Here is a 14,605-nt window from a genome sequence, read left to right on the forward strand (position 1 = left end):
CGGGTGGCGGCTGCGCCTTACCCGGCCTACTCGATCCCGTAGGCCCGGTAAGCGTAGCGCCACCGGGCGATTTTCAGCGCAACAGCGCAAACGTCTGCCGCTTCGGCCTTTCCAGTAAATCCAGCGCCTCCTGATACGAGCGCACGTTGTTATAGCCCATCACCAGCCCGTAGCGTTTGCCCGACCCGCGATACCACTCCGAGAGCGCATTGACCTGCAGCTGCTGTTCCTGCCAGCAGCGCGCCACTTCCCGGTCACGGCTTCCTTTGGTCAGGAACGCCACGATATGCATTCCACCGTCGTTTTGCTCGGTGAAAAACAGATCGCCATACACCTCGCGCAGGGCGGCAATCATCCAGTCGCGGCGGGTCTGATACAGCGCGCGCATCTTTTTCAGGTGACGGAAAAAATGCCCTTCGTTGAGAAACGCGGTGAGGATCTTTTGCGTCAGCACCGGCTGGCCGCTGGTGGTGATATCCGCGCAGTCGGTAAAGGCCCCGACGGTGCTGGCGGGCATCACCACGTAGCCCATGCGCAGCGACGGCATGATGGTTTTGCTGAAGGTGCCCATAAAAATCACCCGGTCGTGATGGTCGAGGCTTTTCAGCGATGGCAGCACCTTGCGGGTGTAGTGAAACTCCCCGTCGTAATCGTCTTCGATAATCCACGCCTCGTTCTGGCTGGCCCAGTCGAGCAGCTGCTGTTTACGCGGCAGGGAGAGCGTGACCGCCAGCGGGCTCTGGTGCGACGGGGTGACGATGGCAAAACGGGCGTCGCGATGGTGACGCAGCAGGTAGTCCGTATCGATACCTGAACGGTTGACCGGCACGGTGTGCAGGCGCGGCACGATCCGCTTGAGCAGCTGCTGGCCCATAAAATAGCCCGGATTTTCAAACACCACCTTGTCGCTGCGGCTGGCGAGGGTGTCGAGGATCAGCCGCAGGCTACCGCTGTAGCCGCTGGTGATCAGCACCTGTTCGGCGCTGCAGGACAGCCCGCGCGAGATGTTGAGGTAGCTGGCAATGGCCTGGCGCAGCGGATACCAGCCCAGAACGGGCGGGTTGAGCATCTCCTCCTGACGCATGGCCCGCGTCGCCTGGCCCGCCAGCAGCAGCCACTTTTTATACGGGAAACTGTCGAGGGCGGGGATGCCGGGGCGCAGAAACCCGGCCCGCTCGCGCTGGCTGATGAGCGATGCCGGAAGCGTGCCGGTGGTCTGTTCCGCAGGGGCAGTCTTATCCGGCAGCAGTAAGTCCGGGTTAACCCGCGTGCCGCGCGCGCCCTGACTTATCAGATACCCTTCACCCGTCAGAATGGCGTACGCCGTTTCGACGGTTTTACGCGCCACCTTCAGCTCTTCCGCCAGCACGCGGATAGCAGGCACCCTGTCGCCCGGCTTCAGCACACCGCGCGTGATGTTGTCGCGATAGCGGGAATAAATCTCGTGATAGCCCGGCTTCATGTCCTACCTCATTTCACGCTTTTTGTATCTTTTTACTATGTCATGAACGGCGTAGATTTGCCCCATCGCATGACACATGCCGCACAAAAAGAGGAAAGACAATGAGCACTCGCGTTAACCACCATAAAGTTACACCTGCCCTCGCCAACGCGCTATCTGCCCTGAGCATGGAGGTGGCAAAAACCTCCATCGACCCGGCGCTGAAGCACCTGATCGACATTCGGGTGTCGCAACTGAACGGCTGCACCTTCTGCCTGGATATGCACTCGAAAGAGGCCAAAATCGCCGGCGAGCGCGAGCTGCGCCTGTACCATCTGGCGGCCTGGCGCGAGTCCCCGCTGTTCAGCGCCCGCGAGAAAGCCGCGCTGGCCTTCACCGAAGCGCTGACCCAGATTGGCGTTCACGGCGTGAGCGATGCGCTCTACCGCAGCGTGGCGGAGCACTTCTCGGACGTGGAGATTTCAGAGCTGAACTTCGCCATCGTGGCGATCAACGCCTGGAACCGTCTGGGGATCACCTCCCGCATGGAACCCGGCGCGCTGGACGCGGCTTACGGGCTGAATAAGGCTAACCTGGAATAATCCCGCGCTCGCGGACCATCGCCACCAGCGCCCGCAGTCCCGGCGGGACGTGGCGATGGCCGGGATAGTACAGGCGCAGCCCGGTAAACGGCTGCGCCCAGTCGTTTAGGACGCTCATCAGTTCTCCACGCTCAAGCTCTTCACGGATATACAGTTCCGGTAAAAATCCCACCCCTAACCCCGCTTTCACGGCGCGGATCGAGGCAAAAAGATCGGACGTCGCAAAGCGCGGCGGCACGGCAAGGGCGTACGTTTCACCCCGACGGGCCAGCTCCCAGCGGTAGATCCCGCCGTGTGCCATGCGCATGCCGATCCCCTGATGTGAAAGCAGATCGTCCGGCGTCTCGGGCATGCCGTGACGGGCGAAATAGTCCGGCGTGGCGGTGACGAGCTGGCGGATCTCACCGGTCAGCGGCACGGCGATCATGTCTTGCGGAACGGACTCTTCGAGACGGATCCCCGCGTCATAGCCTTCCGCGACGATGTCGATCATTCGCGCTTCGCTGACGGTCTCTACGCGCATCTTCGGGTAGCGGATCATAAAGTCGATCAGCAGCTGGTCCAGAAACAGGGTGCCGATATGGTTCGGCACGTTCAGACGCAGCGTGCCGGCGGGTTCTCCGGTGTCGCTGTGGATCGCCTCCCCGGCGAGACGGATCTCCTGCAGGGCCGGGCCGATACGCGCCACGTAGCGCTGTCCGGCGTCGGTGAGCGCCACGCTGCGGGTGGTGCGGTTGAAAAGCCGCGTCTCAAGGCGGCTCTCCAGTCCGGCGATGGCGTTGCTTATCGCCGTGGCGGACATCCCCAGCTCCTGCGCCGCGGCGCGAAAGCTGCCGCGCCGCACCACCGCCATCACCACTTCCAGCTCTGTCAGACCTGAACGATGCATAGATTATCCTGAAAATCGAAACAACCCTTGCAGCATAGCGTGGATTATCGCAACGGAGAAGCCGTGCCAGACTGTGCTCACACAGCCTGAGGAGGTTTATATGCACACCATCGAACAGATCTTTATTAACGGCGAGTTTGTTACCCCGCACGGCACCGAGTGGTTTGATTTGTACAACCCGGCGACGGCGCGGGTCATCGGCCTGGTTCGTCTGGCGGATGAGGTCGACGCAGCGCGCGCCATTGCGGCGGCGAAAGTGGCGTTTCCGGCGTGGTCGCAGACCACAAAGCAGGAACGCATCGCAGCGCTAAAACGTATGCACGCCGCCGTGGCCGCTCGCCACGACGATCTGCTGGAGGCGGTCATTGAAGAGTACGGCGCGCCCACCTCGCGCTCGGCGTGGATGGCCAGCTATCCGGCAGAGGTGATTGCTCAGGCCATTGAGGCGCTGGAGGCGTTTGAGTTTGTCACCCCCGCAGGTGCCGCAACGGTGCAGATGACGCCGCTCGGTGTGGCCGGGCTGATTACGCCGTGGAACAGCGATGCCGGGTTTATCTGCGGCAAGCTGGCGGCCGCGCTCGCCGCAGGCTGTACCGCAGTCATCAAGCCGAGCGAAATGAGCGCCCTGCAAACGCGGATCGTCACCGAAGCGCTACGCGATGCTGAATTACCGCCAGGGGTATTTAATATCGTCACCGGACGCGGCGAAACGGTGGGTGAAACCATTAGCCGCCATCCGGACGTGGCAAAAATCTCGTTCACCGGTTCGACGAATACCGGCAAGGCGATCCTGCGCAACGCGGCGGAAAGCTTTAAGCGCGTGACCCTGGAGTTGGGCGGTAAATCGCCGACGATCCTGCTGGATGATGTGGATCTGGCGCAGGCTATCCCGCCGGTGATTCAGGCCGGGTTTATGAACAGCGGGCAGGCGTGCGTGGCCGGAACGCGCATTCTGGTGCCGCAGGCGCGTAAGGCGGAGATCGAAGCCGCGCTGGCGCAGGCCGTAGCGGCGGTGAAATCCGGAGACCCGCGCGATAAATCAACGGACGTCGGCCCGATGGTCAGCGAAAGGCAGTGGCTGCGGGTGCAGGGCTATATCCGTAAAGGCCTCGAAGAGGGGGCACGCCTGCTGGCGGGTGGAGAAGGGCGGCCGGAAGGCACGCAGGACGGCTGGTTTGTGCGTCCGACGCTGTTTGCCGACGTGAACAACCGGATGACGGTTGCCCGCGATGAGATCTTCGGCCCGGTGCTGTGCGTAATCCCCTATCGTGACGAGGCGGAGGCGATCGCCATTGCCAACGACACCGACTATGGCCTGAGCGCGATGGTGCTGGGCGGCGATGTTGACCGCGCGCGACGCGTGGCGCAGCAGATTGTTTCCGGTCGCTTGCTGGTGAACACGCTTGCCCATGAACCGAAAGCGCCGTTCGGCGGGTTTAAGCACTCCGGTTTGGGGCGCGAGATGGGCGAGTGGGGAATTCGGGCGTTTATGGAGCCGAGGTCTATGGTGGGCTAAAACCCGCCCGGTGGCGCTGCGCTTACCGGGCCTACATGAGCCGTAGGCCGGATAAGCGCAGCGCCATCCGGCGCAACACTTCGCTCCTTGCCGAAGCATCGTGCTTTTCCATCCTGCATTCTCTCCCCAACATCACAACGGAGAGACCATCATGATCGCAGTCCTTTTCGAAGCTAAAGCCGAGCCCGCTCATCAGGCGCGCTACCTGCAGCTGGCCGCCGAACTTAAGCCGCTGCTGGCCGACATCGACGGCTTTATTGATATTGAACGGTTCCAGAGCCTGACCACCGACGGCAAAATCCTCTCCCTTTCCTGGTGGCGGGATGAAGAGGCCGTCCGCCGCTGGAAGCAGAACGTCTTTCATCAGGCGGCGCAGGCCGAAGGGCGGGAGTCGATTTTTGCGTACTACCGCATTCGGGTGGCGCAGGTCGTGCGGGAATATACCTCTGAAACCGGAGGGCATGCCGATGTATGACGTTCATGTCATTTTTCGCGATATCCCGGGTGAGCTGGCGCGCTTTGGGCAGCTGCTGGGCCGCAACGGCGTGGGGCTGGAGGGCGGTGGCGTATTTGGTACACATGCCCATTTCCTGGTGGAAGACGGGGAAAAAGCGCGACGCGTGCTGCTCGACGCCGGGTTTACCGTGAAGGCGGTGCGAAAGCCGGTGATCAGAAAGCTTAAGCAGGAACGCCCTGGCGAGCTGGGCGAGATCGCAGCGGCGCTGGCGGCACGCGGTGTGTCTATCCTGACCCAGTACAGCGACCATGCGAATCACCTTATTCTGCTGACGGATAATGATAAGCTGGCCGCTGAGATCACCGAACCCTGGGCGGCCCATGCTTAAGACGAGTTTACCCCCTGACAACAGCGCGTTGCTGGAAAAGGCGATTGCCGCGGTGGCGGCAGCAATGGCCGATCCGTCGCGCGTGAAGATGCTCTGTGCCCTGATGGACGGACGGGCGTGGACGGCCACCGAACTGAGCGCGGCGGCTGACGTTGCGCCGTCGACCGCCAGCGGGCATCTCTCCCGGCTGGTTGAAGGGCAACTGATTACCTGCCTGTCGCAAGGGCGGCATCGCTATTATCGTCTTGCCGGGCACGACGTGGCGGCGCTGGTGGAGCAGATGATGGGGCTCTCCTGGAGCCGCATTACCCCACCGGAAACCAGCGCGCCGAAAGCCATGCGCGAAGCGCGGACCTGCTATGACCATCTCGCAGGCGCGGTGGCGGTGCAGATCTATGATTTCATGCAGGCGGAAGGCTGGCTGGAGGCTGACGGTTCAGCGCCGACGCTGTACGGTCGGGAGCAGTTCCTGACGCTCGGCATTTCGTTAAGCGCGCATCCGCGCCGGAAGGCCTGCTGTGCCTGCCTGGACTGGAGCGAGCGGCGGTTTCACCTGGGCGGAGAAGCCGGCGCGTTGCTGCTCGACCATCTGGAAAGTAAAGGCTGGATCCAGCGGGTGGCGGGGTATCGGGAGGTGGTGGTGACGGCGTCGGGGAAGGCCGCCTTCAGGAAGCATTTTAGCCGCTAAACGCCGCTGCGGGCTGATGCCCTCACCCCGACCCTCTCCCACAGGGAGAGGGAGAACACCCTTTTCGCAATTCCTGCGCTTTCGCCTCTCGTTTCTTGATACTTACCCTGATAACCATTATCTTGACCGCGTGTGACGAGAGGTTTCCCCATGAGTGAAGAAGAACTGTTCTGCCGCAGGCCGATGGGCATGCGGATGGCGATGATCGTGCGCCAGTGGCGTGCCGTCATCGACGAGGCCATTCTCGATACCGGGTTAACCCAGTCGAGCTGGACGGTGATGATGCAGCTTCATCAGCTCGGGGATAACGTCTCAATGAGTGAGCTGGCGGAGGTGCAGGGCATTGAACTGCCGCCGCTGATGCGCACCCTGACACAGCTGGAAAAGCAGGGATACCTGCTGCGCGCCGTATCGCCTTATGACAAGCGCATCCGGCTTCTGACGCTGACGTCTGAGGGAAAAGCCCTGTTACAAAGGCTCACTCAGGTAATTGAGACCTATCAGGCGCGCGTATCGCAAAACATCGCGCCGGAACATCTCGACATTTTCAGCGCCACGTTGAATCAAATCGCCTGCAATTTGCGGACAATCCGCGAAGAAGATAACAAGACCGAAAAATAATGACCCCTGAACAAAAGTTTGCCCGCTGGGTAAGGGTGAGTATTGCCTCTTTCCTGCTGATGTTTGTCTACTTTATCGTCGCGGATATCTGGATCCCGCTGACGCCGGACTCCACCGTGATGCGCGTGGTGACGCCGGTGTCTCCGCGCGTCTCCGGCTACGTGGCGGCGGTACATGTTCACAACAACAGCCAGGTGAAGAGAGGCGATCTGCTGTTTGAGCTCGACGACACGCCGTTTCGCAATAAGGTGGAAGCGGCGCAGATCGCGCTCGAGCAGGCACGCCTGTCCAACGAACAGCTGGATGCGCAGATCGTTGCCGCGCAGGCCAGCCTGAAAACCGCCGTGCTGACCGCGCGTAACGACAAAGTAACCTTTGATCGCTACCAGAAGCTGAGCACCCTGCAGAACGTCTCGCAGGCGGATCTGGATAAAGTCCGCACGACCTGGCAGAGCAGCGAACAGTCCGTCAGCTCAATTCAGGCCAACATCCATAACCTGCGCATCCAGCGCGGCGAGCGGGACGAGCACCGCAACGTGACGCTGCAAAAATACCGTAATGCGCTGGATGAAGCGGAACTCAATCTTGGCTGGACGAAGGTTTACGCCCAGGCGGACGGCACGGTCAGTAACCTGCAGTTAAGCCCGGGCTTTTACGCCTCCTCGGGCTCAGCCGCGCTGGCGCTGGTGAACAACCAGACCGACATCGTGGCCGATTTCCGCGAGAAGAGCCTGCGCCATACTCGTCAGGGCACCGACGCCGCCGTGGTGTTCGACGCCTTCCCGGGGCACGTTTTCCGCGCCCACGTCACCAGCAGCGACGCGGGGATCCTTGCCGGTCAGGAGGCGGTTAACGGCCAGCTCTCCGAGCCGGAAACCTCTAACCGCTGGGTACGCGACGCTCAGCGCATGCGTATTCACGTGACGCTGGACGAGGCGCTGCCGAAGCATCTGCCGACCGGCGCCCGTGCGACCGTGCAGCTCTACAACAGCGAAGGGCCGTTCGCGCGCTTCTTCTCCGGGATGCAGATCCACCTGGTGAGCCTGCTGCACTATGTTTATTAGTTCGATGTCTATTACTACCCTGGCGCGGGTGTTTACCCCGCACGGCAACATCGTCTATACGGCAAACGACTTTCGCCAGACCCTGCGCATCGTCTTTGCCGGGATGATTGCGCTCAGCATCTCCAGCTTCTACAACACCAGCTATGGCGTATTTTTCGTGGTCTACCCGATCATGCTGCTGTCGCTGGTGCCGGTGTTTAACCGCCACGTGGCGAAGCAGTTTATCTTCAGCGCCGCGCTAAACTGCGTTGAAATGGTGATTATCATCGGCTATCTGTCGCAGTGGCCGGTCATCATGACGCTGGTGGTGTTTGCCCTCTACGTGATGCGCTTTCGCTTTATGAGTAAAGGGCCGCTGTTTTTGTTCGGGTCCATGGGCGTGGTGTGCCAGAGCGTGATGCTCAACTTTATGAGCTACCCCACCACCAACTGGCACACGCTGCTGTTTTCCAACATCGAAGCGAGCGTGATGGCGGTATGCCTGAGCGCGCTGATGAACTATCTCCTGCCGGATGTGGAGCCCCGCAAGCCGCCACCGCTGATTGAGAAAGACGACGCCCGCGTGCGCCACGAGTCGCTGCTCTCCGGCACCGTCGCGACGCTGATATTCGTCGTTTTTCAGATCAGCGATTTAAGCGATTCGCTCTCGGCGCTGATGGCGGGGATTTTAATCCTGTTCCCGATGCACTATCGCGGTTCGGTGATGAGCTCCATCTGGCGCGTGGTCGGCGTGGTGCTGGGCTGCCTCTATATTCTGGTGGTGCAGCTGATCCTCTACGATCACAGCAGCCATATGCTATTGATGATGCCGCTGATCGGCCTCGGGCTGGCGTTTGGCGCGCGACTCCACGTGATGGAGAAGGTGGGCGCAGGCGTAGGGTTCTCCAGCATCACCACCATCGGGATAATGTTCGGGCAGAACATGCACCCGGACACTGACCTGGTGTTCAGCGATCTGTACCGCATCACCTCCGTCACCTTTTCGCTGGTCGCGACGCTGACGATGGTCTTTCTGGTGCACCTGATCCTGAACCGCTTCGAGGCGACGCGCTACGTCATTCAGGGCTGATAGCGTATGCCGCCGCTGAAGCTCCAGTCTTCAGCGGCAGTAAACTGGATAACGACCATCACGTCCCCATCATTGATGCCCATCTTCTCATTCAGCTGCGCAGCCAACTGGCGGTAGAGCGCCGTTTTCTGTTCATCGCTCCTCGGCTTACCGGCCACGATATTGAACAGTATCGCCCCCTCTGTTCTGCCCGGGCTGAGATAGTGCCGATCAACGTATCGATCCCCGGCAGCGAAGCATTCAAAAAAATGAAACCGGTCCTGTGCGGGAACGGCGAAGGTTTCCGTCAGCGCCTGGTGCAGAATGTCCGAGATCTGTTTTTTCTGCATCTCGCTATAGCGGCCACCCGTCATGATGCGAACAAACGGCATTATTGTTTCTCCTCTGCCAGGCAGGTCAGGGCGCTGACGGCTGCCGGCCAGCCTGCGTAAAACGCCAGATGGGTAAACGCTTCGGCAATCTCGTCGTCCGTCACGCCGTTTTGTCGGGCAAAGTCGATATGCCAGGGAAGCTGCGCGGTACGCCCCAGGGCGGCCAGGGCGGCAAGCGTGATCAGGCTGCGATCCCGCGGGGCCAGCTGCGGACGCTGCCAGATATCGCCAAACAGCACCTGCTGGCTGAGTTCCGCCAGCTTAGGGGAGATCTGCGCAAGCGTGTCGCGATTCAGTGTTGTGCTCATTTTTATTCCTCCTGTCGTCTGGAAATCACTCTCGCAGGCTGCCACCATAAATAAAATCGCAATGTTCAGGACTAAATGTCCTGAAAATGAGGATGATATGGATAAACGCTTTTCAGCATTAGACCTGGACGCGCTGCGCAGCTTTGTGGAGGGTATTCAATCCACCAGCTTTGCCGAGGCGGCGTACAGGCTGTGTCGGTCCACCTCTGCGGTCAGCGCCCAGCTAAAAAAGCTGGAGCAGCAGTGCGGCGTGGCGCTCACCGTGAAGCAGGGGCGTACGCTGGCTCTGACCCGGGAGGGTGAAATTCTGCTGAGCTACGCCCGACGCATGCTGGCATTAAATGATGAAGCGCTCCGGGCTATCAGGGGGGAGTTGCTGCAGGGCGAGGTGCGTCTGGGTATGCAGGAGGACTTTGGGGAATCCGTGATGCCGCAGGTTATCGGCGATTTTCACAGACAACACCCTGAGCTTCGCATGATCGCGCGCGTCGATCGCAACCCGCCGCTGCTGCGGGGCGTGGCGGCAAACGAACTCGATCTGGCGCTGGTCTGGCAGGAAGGACGAGAAGGCGACTATGTGCGAAGCGAGCCGCTAAAGTGGATTTGCCGGTCCAGCGAGGACATTGAGGTACTTCTGCATCGAGGTGAGCCGCTGCCGCTGGTGATGTTTGACGCCCCCTGCCTCTTGCGAAGCCGGGCTATCGCAGCGCTGGATGCCGCAGGTATTCCCTGGCGTATCGCTTTTACCAGCTATAGCCTGAGCGGACTGTGGGCGGGCGTCAGCGCAGGGCTGGGTATTACGCTCCGCACGCGTATTGGCCTGCCCGAGACGTTACAGGTCGACAGCCGCCTGCTGCCAGATACAGGAGAGTTGGGAATAGCGCTGCATCAGGGAAGCGCCTCCGCCAATGCCGCTATTTCCAGCATGAAGGCGCTGATCCTCAGGACGCTCAATGGATAAGCGTCGGGATTTGCGAGAGCAAAAACAGGATCAGGCCAATCGTCCCGCCCACCAGGGTGCCGTTGACGCGGATAAACTGCAGATCCTTGCCAATGTTCAGCTCAATCTGGCGGGACATGTCTTTGGCATCCCAGCTTTTCACCGTGTCGCTGATGTGGCGTGTCAGGAACGCGGCAAAATCCGGCGCGAGGCGGTGCGCGGCCTGCTCCAGATGCTCGTTCAGCGAGGCCTGCAGGTTCGCATCGTTCGTCAGCGTTTCACCGAACCACAGCCCGGCGTTGGCGATGCGCTGCTTCACGCGCGAGTCCTCACTCTGCATGTCCGCCTTCAGCCACTGGCGCAGGTCGGCCCACATCTCACCCAGATAGCGGTTAAACGCCTCATCGTTTTTCAGGTAGTGCTTGATGTTGTCGGCTTTTGCCGTCATGTCCGGATCGTTTTTCAGGTTGTCGATAAGCTTCAGCGTGGCGCGGTCAAACGCCTGGCGGATCTGGTGCGTGCGGTCGTGGCTGATATCGTCCAGCAGCGTGTTCACCGCGTTTGACACCATCTCCGCGCTTTGATCGCCCAGCCACTCGGTGGGCAGCACCATCGCCTTGCGCGGATGCTCGGTTTTGAGCCAGTGGACGATCTGGTCGGCGATAAAGTCCCGCGTGCTTTCCCGCTGAATGAGGGTAATCAGCCGGTTGATGATGGTGTCCAGCAGCACCTGATGGCGGTTGTTTTTGGTCATGCTCTCCAGCATCACGGCGCTGGTTTCAGTGAAGTCGACCTTGTCGATGGCCTTATGCACCGCGCGTTTGAGCAGGCGTTGAATGCGCCCGTCGTCGGTGAGTTCGAGAAAACCGCTCATCACCTGCATCAGATGCAGCCCGACGCGCTGGGCGTTGTCGGGCTTGCTGAACCAGGAACCAATCATCTGCGCGGGCTCATAGCGGCGGATCAACGCCACCAGCGACTGGGTATCGAGAAACTTCTCCTGCACAAACTGGCCGAGATTGTCGCCGATCCGGTCTTTATTGCGCGGGATGATCGCCGTATGGCGGGAGATAAAGGGAATCGGCACCCGGCGGAACAGCGCGACCACCGCAAACCAGTCAGCCAGCGCGCCGACCATTGCCGCTTCGGCAATGGCCTTGACGCCGCGCACCCAGAAGGTCTGCGGCAGGAACAGGGTGGTGATAAACGCTGCGGCGGCAACCAGCAGCAGCGACAGCGCCAGCAGCTTGGCGCGTTTGAGTTCAGCTATTTTTTCCATGGGTTAAGGATAGAGGGAAGCGGGGGGAATGTGCAAAAAACGCCACAGCACCCACCCGCCAAACCCCATCAGCACCACACCCGCCGTGCGCTCAATACACCACAGCGCACGGCTGAGCTTCTGTTGCACCGACGATAGCCCCATCAGCGACACCAGAGCCAGATCCCACACCAGCACCATCATCACCATCCAGACGCCGCACGTTGCCTGCTGAAGCAGCGTCACATCCGGTCCCAGTAGCGCCGTCATCAGCGCCAGATAGAACAGCGCGTTCTTCGGATTAAGCAGCGCCGAGCCGAGCCCCAGCAGGATCTGCTTTCGCAGCGAGGGGCAGCGCTGACGGGTTTCATTCAGCCTCATCGCCTGCGGTTGGCTGCGCACCAGATGCGAGCCGATCCACAGCAGGTACAGCGCGCCGCAAAGTTCTATCAGCGTAAACAGCCAGGCAAACTGGCGCAGCGCGCTCCAGCCGACAATCACCAGAACAATATAGAGCGCGTTGCCCGCGGCGATGCCTAAGCACAATCCGGCGCTGCCGCGCAGTCGGTAGCGCGCGGCGTAGCCCACCAGCAGGAAGAAGTCCGGACCCGGGCTTAACAGGGCGACAAAATGCGCCAGCGCCAGGGCGAGAAAAGCGGAAGGGAAGAACAGTTCCATAGCAACCTCGGTTAACAATCTGAGGTCAGACTACGGTGATGTAAACGCTATTTATTGTCGGATATTGATCGGCCAGTGGCGTACTGGCGCGGCGTGGCGGCGGTATAGCTGACGAAGGTCTTATGAAAATGGCTCTGGTCGGCAAAGCCGCTCTGGTAGCCCACGTCGGCGATGTCATCCCCGGCACGTAGCCGCGCTTTGGCGAACTCCACGCGGGAGATGTTGAGGAAGCTGCCCGGTGTCAGGCCGGTGTCCTGCCGGAAGGTGCGGATCAGCGTCTCTTTGCGCAGCGAGAATCGTTGGGCAAGTTCGTCAAGCGAAGGCGGTGCGGCCAGGTCGGCAAGAAACGCCTGCCGCACGTGCTGACTGGTTGAGCGAAGCGCATCTGCGTTTTCCAGGCGGCGGGGCAGGGCTGAAAGCAGCGTGTCCACGGAGGCAGGCGACATCGTCTCAACAATCTCAAGGTAGCGCTTAAAGAGCGTACGGTCGCGAATCACCTGGAGCGCCAGAGGAAGATCGGTGTCGATATAGAGCATATGGTAGCTGCGCGGTTGCCCGGCGACGGGGTTGCAGCTGTGCGGCGCATAGGCCGGGATCACAATGAGGTCCCCTGGGTTAAGGATGTATTCTCTGTCATGACACACGCAGCAGGTCTGGCCTTCCACAATCGCGCCGATGGAGAGCTGCGGGTGACAATGACGTTTATACGCCTGCGTGCTCTGCCACGTGCTGCGCAGCTCAAGGCCTGAGGCGCGGTGAAAAGTCTGCCGGATGTGTCGGGTATCGGTCATATGAACTCCTTCTGGACGTTTTTTATACCATGTCAGCGAACCGTCTGGCAGCGCTTCATTAAGAACCTTCCGGATATACCCAACTTTACGTCCACAGCCAGTCATGTTGACTACCATTAATACCCTAAGCGGTAAAACAAGGAGATTCGACATGGCTTATCAGACAGTAAATCCTGCCACTAACCAGCTCATCAAAGAATACCCCTCACATACCGACGCGGATATTGAAGCGGCCCTGAAGGCGGCCGATGCGCTTTACCATTCGGACTGGGCGAAAGGCGACATCAGCCAGCGCCTGCCGGTGCTGCATAAGCTTGCCGACCTGATCGACGAGCGCACCGAGGATCTGGCGAAGATCGCCAGCCAGGAGATGGGTAAGCTCATCGAACAGAGCCGCGGCGAGGTGAAGCTGTGCGCGCAGATCGCCCGCTATTACGCCGACAATGCGAAGCAGTTCCTGGCCCCGGTGAAGTACGACTCTGAGCTTGGGGAAGCGTGGGTGGAGCATCACCCCATCGGCGTGCTGATGGCCGTTGAGCCGTGGAACTTCCCGTATTACCAGCTGATGCGCGTCCTGGCACCAAACCTGGCGGCGGGCAACCCGGTGATCGCCAAGCATGCCAGCATCGTGCCGCACTGCGCCGAGACCTTTGCCCACCTGGTTCGCGAGGCGGGCGCGCCGGAAGGGGCATGGACTAACCTGTTTATTTCGTCCGAGCAGGTGGCGAACATCATTGCCGACGATCGCGTGCAGGGGGCGGCGCTGACCGGCTCCGAAAAAGCCGGCAGCGTGGTGGCCGCACAAGCGGCGAAGCACATTAAGAAATCCACGCTGGAGCTGGGCGGTAACGACGTCTTCGTGGTGCTGGACGATGCGGACCTGGACAAAGCCGTGAAGATTGGTGTGAATGCGCGCCTCAACAACGCCGGGCAGGTCTGCACCGCGGCGAAGCGCTTTATCCTGCATGAAAAGATTGCGGATGCTTTCCTGAGCAAATTCACCGAAGCGTTTAAGCAGGTGAAGATTGGCGATCCGCTGGACGAAAGCACCATGCTGGGGCCGCTGTCGTCGAAAGATGCGCTTGAAACACTGACCAAACAGGTTAACGAGGCGGTGAAAAGCGGCGCCACGCTGCACTATGGCGGCAAGCCGGTGCAGCGCGACGGGAGCTTCTTCGAGCCGACGATCCTGACGAATATCTCGCGCGACAACCCGGCGTACTTCGAAGAGTTCTTCGGCCCGGTGGCGCAGATATACGTGGTGAAAAACGACGACGAGGCGGTCGCGCTGGCGAACGACTCCCACTACGGCCTGGGCGGGGCGGTATTCAGCCAGGATATCGAGCGCGCGAAGAAAATGGCGTCCCGGATCGAGACCGGGATGGTGTACATCAACTGGCTCACAGATACTGCTCCAGAGCTGCCGTTCGGCGGCGTGAAGCGCTCCGGTTACGGACGCGAGCTGTCGGATCTGGGGATCAAAGAGTTTGTGAACCAGAAGCTGGTGGTGGTGCGTAAGTAAGA

Annotated in this window: 17 protein-coding genes; 10 read left to right on the forward strand and 7 right to left on the reverse strand. The window is 60.6% G+C overall.

Going from position 1 to position 14,605, the window contains the following annotated elements; all coding sequences use genetic code 11:
- Positions 1-73: 73 nt before the first annotated feature.
- Positions 74-1,462, reverse strand: a complete 1,389-nt coding sequence (gene pdxR / locus AC4IC4_RS02685) for a MocR-like pyridoxine biosynthesis transcription factor PdxR (RefSeq protein WP_491472108.1) — start codon at positions 1,460-1,462, stop codon at positions 74-76.
- 101 nt (positions 1,463-1,563) lie between these two features.
- Between pdxR and AC4IC4_RS02690 the strand changes: the two genes are divergently transcribed.
- Positions 1,564-2,043: a carboxymuconolactone decarboxylase family protein gene (locus AC4IC4_RS02690; protein ID WP_024909883.1), complete on the forward strand. Its 480-nt coding sequence runs from the start codon at positions 1,564-1,566 to the stop codon at positions 2,041-2,043.
- Here the strand turns inward: AC4IC4_RS02690 and AC4IC4_RS02695 are convergent.
- Entirely contained in the window at positions 2,030-2,932 is a 903-nt protein-coding gene (locus AC4IC4_RS02695; RefSeq protein WP_491472109.1) for a LysR family transcriptional regulator, read from the reverse strand. The two genes, AC4IC4_RS02690 and AC4IC4_RS02695, sit on opposite strands and share 14 nt — an antisense overlap.
- Positions 2,933-3,032: 100 nt before the next feature.
- On the opposite strand from AC4IC4_RS02695, the gene AC4IC4_RS02700 reads away from it, so the two are divergent.
- From AC4IC4_RS02700 to AC4IC4_RS02730, 7 genes are all read left to right on the forward strand, one after another.
- Positions 3,033-4,448: an aldehyde dehydrogenase family protein gene (locus tag AC4IC4_RS02700; RefSeq protein ID WP_491472110.1), complete on the forward strand. Its 1,416-nt coding sequence runs from the start codon at positions 3,033-3,035 to the stop codon at positions 4,446-4,448.
- A gap of 151 nt (positions 4,449-4,599) precedes the next feature.
- Positions 4,600-4,923 carry an antibiotic biosynthesis monooxygenase family protein gene (locus tag AC4IC4_RS02705; RefSeq protein WP_126545533.1) on the forward strand — a complete coding sequence of 108 codons (324 nt, stop codon included), beginning with the start codon at positions 4,600-4,602 and terminating at the stop codon, positions 4,921-4,923.
- Positions 4,916-5,293, forward strand: a complete 378-nt coding sequence (locus AC4IC4_RS02710) for a hypothetical protein (protein WP_061716024.1) — start codon at positions 4,916-4,918, stop codon at positions 5,291-5,293. The genes AC4IC4_RS02705 and AC4IC4_RS02710 overlap by 8 nt, the downstream gene beginning before the upstream one ends.
- Positions 5,286-5,981, forward strand: a complete 696-nt coding sequence (locus tag AC4IC4_RS02715) for an ArsR/SmtB family transcription factor (protein WP_491472111.1) — start codon at positions 5,286-5,288, stop codon at positions 5,979-5,981. The genes AC4IC4_RS02710 and AC4IC4_RS02715 overlap by 8 nt, the downstream gene beginning before the upstream one ends.
- A gap of 150 nt (positions 5,982-6,131) precedes the next feature.
- Positions 6,132-6,602, forward strand: coding sequence for a MarR family winged helix-turn-helix transcriptional regulator (locus AC4IC4_RS02720; RefSeq protein ID WP_090419208.1), 471 nt, complete (start codon positions 6,132-6,134; stop codon positions 6,600-6,602).
- Positions 6,599-7,666, forward strand: a complete 1,068-nt coding sequence (locus AC4IC4_RS02725) for an HlyD family secretion protein (RefSeq protein ID WP_463726594.1) — start codon at positions 6,599-6,601, stop codon at positions 7,664-7,666. The genes AC4IC4_RS02720 and AC4IC4_RS02725 overlap by 4 nt, the downstream gene beginning before the upstream one ends.
- A 4-nt stretch (positions 7,667-7,670) precedes the next feature.
- On the forward strand, positions 7,671-8,735 hold the full coding sequence (locus tag AC4IC4_RS02730) for a DUF2955 domain-containing protein (protein ID WP_463726545.1): 1,065 nt from the start codon (positions 7,671-7,673) through the stop codon (positions 8,733-8,735).
- On the opposite strand, the gene AC4IC4_RS02735 is transcribed toward AC4IC4_RS02730, so the two are convergent.
- Both AC4IC4_RS02735 and AC4IC4_RS02740 read right to left on the reverse strand, forming a co-directional pair.
- The gene (locus AC4IC4_RS02735; RefSeq protein WP_491472112.1) at positions 8,726-9,106 is read right to left on the reverse strand and encodes a tautomerase family protein; all 381 of its coding nucleotides are present in this window, start codon (positions 9,104-9,106) and stop codon (positions 8,726-8,728) included. The genes AC4IC4_RS02730 and AC4IC4_RS02735 overlap by 10 nt on opposite strands.
- Positions 9,106-9,414, reverse strand: a complete 309-nt coding sequence (locus AC4IC4_RS02740; RefSeq protein WP_491472113.1) for a carboxymuconolactone decarboxylase family protein — start codon at positions 9,412-9,414, stop codon at positions 9,106-9,108. The genes AC4IC4_RS02735 and AC4IC4_RS02740 overlap by 1 nt, the downstream gene beginning before the upstream one ends.
- Before the next feature lie 97 nt (positions 9,415-9,511).
- Here AC4IC4_RS02740 and AC4IC4_RS02745 point away from each other — a divergent pair, with 97 nt between their 5' ends.
- Positions 9,512-10,375 carry a LysR substrate-binding domain-containing protein gene (locus AC4IC4_RS02745; protein ID WP_267215291.1) on the forward strand — a complete coding sequence of 288 codons (864 nt, stop codon included), beginning with the start codon at positions 9,512-9,514 and terminating at the stop codon, positions 10,373-10,375.
- On the opposite strand, the gene AC4IC4_RS02750 is transcribed toward AC4IC4_RS02745, so the two are convergent.
- From AC4IC4_RS02750 to AC4IC4_RS02760, 3 genes are read right to left on the reverse strand one after another with little or no spacing between them, the layout of a single operon-like run.
- Positions 10,365-11,633, reverse strand: coding sequence for a DUF445 domain-containing protein (locus AC4IC4_RS02750; RefSeq protein WP_491472114.1), 1,269 nt, complete (start codon positions 11,631-11,633; stop codon positions 10,365-10,367). The two genes, AC4IC4_RS02745 and AC4IC4_RS02750, sit on opposite strands and share 11 nt — an antisense overlap.
- Positions 11,634-11,636: 3 nt before the next feature.
- Positions 11,637-12,290 (reverse strand): LysE family translocator, encoded by a 654-nt coding sequence (locus tag AC4IC4_RS02755; RefSeq protein WP_491472115.1) that lies wholly within the window; start codon positions 12,288-12,290, stop codon positions 11,637-11,639.
- Between the two features lie 47 nt (positions 12,291-12,337).
- Complete coding sequence (locus tag AC4IC4_RS02760) at positions 12,338-13,081, reverse strand: helix-turn-helix domain-containing protein (RefSeq protein ID WP_032649933.1); 744 nt, start codon at positions 13,079-13,081, stop codon at positions 12,338-12,340.
- A 151-nt stretch (positions 13,082-13,232) separates the two neighbouring features.
- Between AC4IC4_RS02760 and AC4IC4_RS02765 the strand changes: the two genes are divergently transcribed.
- The gene (locus AC4IC4_RS02765) at positions 13,233-14,603 is read left to right on the forward strand and encodes an NAD-dependent succinate-semialdehyde dehydrogenase (protein WP_491472116.1); all 1,371 of its coding nucleotides are present in this window, start codon (positions 13,233-13,235) and stop codon (positions 14,601-14,603) included.
- The last annotated feature ends 2 nt before the right edge of the window (positions 14,604-14,605 follow it).

The organism is Enterobacter sp. Taxon_2 (assembly GCF_058355295.1).